Origin of the sequence: Paraburkholderia sp. (assembly GCF_026225065.1) — a bacterium.
Lineage (GTDB): Bacteria > Pseudomonadota > Gammaproteobacteria > Burkholderiales > Burkholderiaceae > Paraburkholderia.
Genome location: NZ_JAMFSB010000431.1, coordinates 1 through 4,363, shown reverse-complemented (window position 1 = coordinate 4,363; position 4,363 = coordinate 1). Strand labels below are relative to the sequence as shown.

Sequence of the window (4,363 nt, the reverse complement as noted above, 5' to 3'; positions counted from 1 at the left end):
GCAGTGGGATCAGGACACGCCGCCTTACATGTCGCAGGCCTTGTTTCCGCTGCTGACCGGTACCCCGTGGAAGCAATACGATCTGATCGGCGAAGGGACGCACACGGTCATCATGGAGAAAAACCGGTTGCAACTATTCAACGCGGTGCAAAACTTCCTTGAGGAGCCCGCACCGCGTTAATGCAGGCTTGTCAGCGCTCCCACTTTAGCGCTCAGGCGGACGCCGGCACCGCTGCCGGCTGTTGTTTCGCACGAACGAGCCAGACATTCATTAAACGCGTAACGCTGCTATATCTTAGCCGGCCGATATCGAGGCTGCGCTGAAGACCACCCGGATGCCGTCGTTGCTCGGCGGCACCTACGCAATGGACGATCACAATCATTCCCATATGCCGCTGCAAATCATTGGTTTGCGCAACGGGCGGCCGACTGTGATTGGGGCGGGTGGCTAGATTAAATCACCAAGGGATCGTTTCCTCTTTCCAGCGCGTAAACGTTCCTGTGGGGCCATCCGGACCCAGCAGCGCAACGCGCACCGCCTCGCGAGCGCCTTGCTCGACGGTTTCGGTGCCCGCATATCCGTTGAGGTTCGTGCTGGTAAAACCCGGGGAGACGGCATTGACCTTGATACCGTCTGGCTCGAGTTCGAGGGCCATGGCGACCGTCAAAGCATTGAGAGCCGTCTTGGATGCCGCGTAGACAGGGCCGAAGATCGTGCGGTAGGGGTAGGCCGGGTCCGAGTTCGCCGTCAACGAGCCAACGCCACTCGATACGTTGACGATGCGGGAACCCGGCGTCTTGCGCAAAAGTGGCAGCATCGCCTGGTACACCGCGAGTACGCCGAACACGTTGGTATCCCACACTGCCCGCATTTCATCGAGATCCACGTTGCCCGGACGCGTCGTCGTTGCGTACTCCATAACGGACTGACCGGGCTGCTTCTTCGTATTCGAAATGGCCGCGTTCTGAATGAGCACGTCAAGGCGGCCAAACTCGTTTCGGACGCGCTCCGCCGCCGATTTGATCGAATCCTGATCCGTCACGTCGAGTTGGAGCGCGAAAGCGTCCGGGCCAACTTCTCTCGCCGCAGCCTCGCCACGTTCGAGGCTGCGCGACCCTACCAGCACAGTCAAGCCGCGTGCCGCCAGATCCTTTGCGATCTGAAGACCGATTCCTTGATTAGCCCCGGTTACGAGAGCAACGGGTTTGTCCTGCATAGCAATCTCCTTATCGTAATGCGCTGTAGCATGTGGAAGCCATATTCAATCTGTGCAGCCCGGTCAGCGAACCTCAGCCGCCCACGCTTCGGCATCCGCGCCGGCTGGGATACGCATTGGGGATGACGGATCCGTCGCCGCACGCCACACGGCCTCAGCGACATCCTGTGCCCGGGTGATGGGTGTAGAGGTGTCCTGGATCCGCGCGAACACATCCTTGACGAGATCGGCGTAGGCCTCGTGGTCGAGGCCATGCATTTTGGCGCGGGCGTTCTCGCCGAACCGGGTGTCAGGCGCACGACCCGGCAGCACCAGGCGCACCTGCACGCCAAACTGCGCCAACTCCGCTGCCATTGACTCGGTAAATGCGTTCACCGCCGCCTTGCTCGCGCTGTATGCGGCAATCAGAGGCAGCGCCTTCAGCGTGACGCTCGACGTGACATTCACGACGACGCCGGCTTTGCGCTGCCGGAACTGAGGCAGCACTGCCTGCGTCAATGCGATCGTGCCAAAGGTGTTGGTTTCGAAAATCTCGCGCACCGTCGCAAGCGGGATCAGTTCCGCAGGCGAAGCCGCGCCGAAGCCCGCGTTGTTGACGAGCACGTCGATCGGGCCGGCCGCCTCGACAGCCGTGCGGATGCTTTCCGGATCTGTGACGTCGAGCGGCAGCACGCGCAAGCGCTCTGACGGCGGCAACACGTCGGCGCGGGGCGTGCGCATCGTGGCGACGACTTGCCAGTCGCGCGCCAGAAAATAGCGGGCGATCTCGAGGCCAAAACCGGAAGAGCAACCGGTGATCAGCACGGTTTTCATGGGAACTCCTATGTGAGGTGGTTTGTGTATGCCCCTAAGATAGACCGCTGCGACTGTACTCGCTACAATCAGAAATCCGAATTTCATTTGCAGGAGTCCGGTAATGATCGATCCGTTGGCGGAAGTTGTGACGTTGCTGCAGCCGGGCGCGCGGTTTTCCAAACTGGTTCTGGGCGCGGGCCGATGGCGCGTTCGCCGCTCGGATAGCGGTCAGCCGCTCTACTACGTGATTCTCGAGGGCGCGTGCCGCATGACGATCGACGGACACGACCCCATCGAACTCGTCTCGGGAGATTTCGTGCTGATTCCCGCGGCCTACGGCGTGGCGATGTCTAGCCTCATACCGCCACTGCCGGATGTTGAAACGCTCGCGCCGATCGCGCTTGGCAATAATGAATTCGGAATCGGGGAGCCAGACGGCCCGGTCGATCTGCGAATGATGGTCGGCCACTGCAGCTTCGGTTCACCCGATGCATCCCTGCTGGTCTCTTTGCTACCGCAAATCGTGCATGTCCGCGGCGTAGATAGGCTGGCCACCCTCGTGCAACTCGTACGGGACGAATCACGCGCGTTACGACCTGCGCGTGAGGTCGTGCTGTCGCGGCTGCTGGAAGTGCTGCTCATCGAGGCGCTGCGCTCCACGGCGGAAACAACGGCCTCACCGGGGCTGGTTCGCGGGTTGTCCGACGGCCGTCTCGCGGCCGCGATCCGCGTGATGCATGAACACCCTACGCGCGCGTGGACGGTTGCTGAACTCGCGAAGGAGGCCGCGCTGTCGCGCTCAACCTTCTTTGAACGCTTCAACCGTGCGGTCGGCGTGGCGCCGATGGAATATTTGCTCACCTGGCGCATGGCGCTCGCAAAGGACCTGCTACGCCGTCGTGAAGGTGGCGTCGCCGAGGTTGCACAGCGCGTTGGCTACAGCTCCGCCAGCACCTTTAGCGTCGCCTTCACGCGGCACGTCGGGCGGCCACCTTCACAATACGCGCGCGAGGAGCAGGTAGCCACCGACGACACGTAAGCCATCGATGATTTCGTAATCTGCGGCCACTTGCGAATGGTCGCTTCCCCGACGAAACTTCGGATTGGTATGGAGCAGAAGGAAGTCCAGGACTTGATCGGTATGCCTAATGATTCTCACACTTACACAACAGGCAAGGCATTTAGCCCGTTCTCGACTATTTCGAGTCGGCAGCGCAACCCCACCTGCCCACCGGGACTCGCGCACAGGTAGCCGGGCCGGTCGAACCCGGCTGGCCGGTCGAAGTGACCGTGACCGCGGCGAAGGTCATGAAGGTCCGATCGCACCACCATCGATCCGACTTTTTTGTTCATCGATCCCGCTAATGGGTGTCGACGATCCAGACGCGGCAGTCGAAGGGCGGCTCCTGGCCGCCGCGTGCCCGTTGGGAGTATCTTCACGGCGTAGACTCAGCGCGTTATCACTCGCCGATGAGGACATCCACGAACTATCATTGGCGGGTGAAGCTACGCCTTGAAAGTAAGATGCCGAGTCCCATTTACCTTTTGTGAACAAACGTATTCCTCCCCCTTTGCCGCCTGAATGGCCCTTTCCCCCGAGTCGCGATGTTTCTGGTCGCGCCTTCGGCGACCTTGTCGCTCTGCAATATCGCGGCGCCGACGTCTGGCTCTGGGGGTGCCGGTGCGGCGGCCACGTGACTGCGGAGTTGGAGGCGGTACAGAGCGGCCGAACGCGGGATTGCGGCTGCCGTGAGCAGCGTCGTGTGTGGCGGACCCGACCAGGCTCACCCGCTCTGCGGGGCGGCGAGGTATTCGGCCAGCTGACGACCGATCGATACGCTGGAGATGGCTTGTGGATTTGCCGGTGTGACTGCGGTGGTAAGGCAACAGTGAGTGCCGGGCGCCTGCGACTGGGCCTGGCGCGTTCGTGCGGCCGCTGCTTCGGCGCTTCGACCGACTGAGCGGCACAGTCTGCTCGCCTTGGTGGTGGCCGGAACTGCCTGATACATTCCTTGGAAGTCGCCGGCGATGTCCTGATATTAGACTTGCCATGTCACCTCCATGCGGGAGGATACGTCCGGGGTCCGCTCATTGCCGACAACGATCATTGATTCTCTGGCATCACCTGCAACAGCGGCTCCGGCGTCAGCGCGATGTCTCCTGTAAAGGGCCGATCGTGGGCGAGGATGAGTAAAAAGGTTGTGGCGAGTGCCGCCGAAAACAGTCCGATTGCCACGGCAGATGTCAGCCGGTTGTCGCAATGAACGAACGCGATGGCGAACAGCAGGCACACCGCCAGAAACGCCAGGCATAACCATTTGACACCATTCACTTCGCTGCGACTGATCAGG

The 4,363-nt window shown here is 61.4% G+C and carries 3 protein-coding genes and 2 pseudogenes; 2 read left to right on the top strand and 3 right to left on the bottom strand.

The annotated features are described in order from the left end of the window. Positions 1-181, top strand: a pseudogene (locus M0954_RS29265) (alpha/beta hydrolase); the annotation flags it as partial. Positions 182-458: 277 nt separating this feature from the next. Here M0954_RS29265 and M0954_RS29260 read toward each other — a convergent pair. After that, positions 459-1,217, bottom strand: a complete 759-nt coding sequence (locus M0954_RS29260) for an SDR family oxidoreductase (RefSeq protein ID WP_123386244.1) — start codon at positions 1,215-1,217, stop codon at positions 459-461. A gap of 63 nt (positions 1,218-1,280) precedes the next feature. Continuing rightward, entirely contained in the window at positions 1,281-2,030 is a 750-nt protein-coding gene (locus M0954_RS29255) for an SDR family oxidoreductase (protein WP_123386243.1), read from the bottom strand. Between the two features lie 103 nt (positions 2,031-2,133). On the opposite strand from M0954_RS29255, the gene M0954_RS29250 reads away from it, so the two are divergent. After that, positions 2,134-3,051 (top strand): AraC family transcriptional regulator, encoded by a 918-nt coding sequence (locus M0954_RS29250; RefSeq protein WP_133894386.1) that lies wholly within the window; start codon positions 2,134-2,136, stop codon positions 3,049-3,051. A 1,065-nt stretch (positions 3,052-4,116) separates the two neighbouring features. Here M0954_RS29250 and M0954_RS29245 read toward each other — a convergent pair. After that, positions 4,117-4,363: pseudogene (locus M0954_RS29245) on the bottom strand (hypothetical protein); the annotation flags it as partial.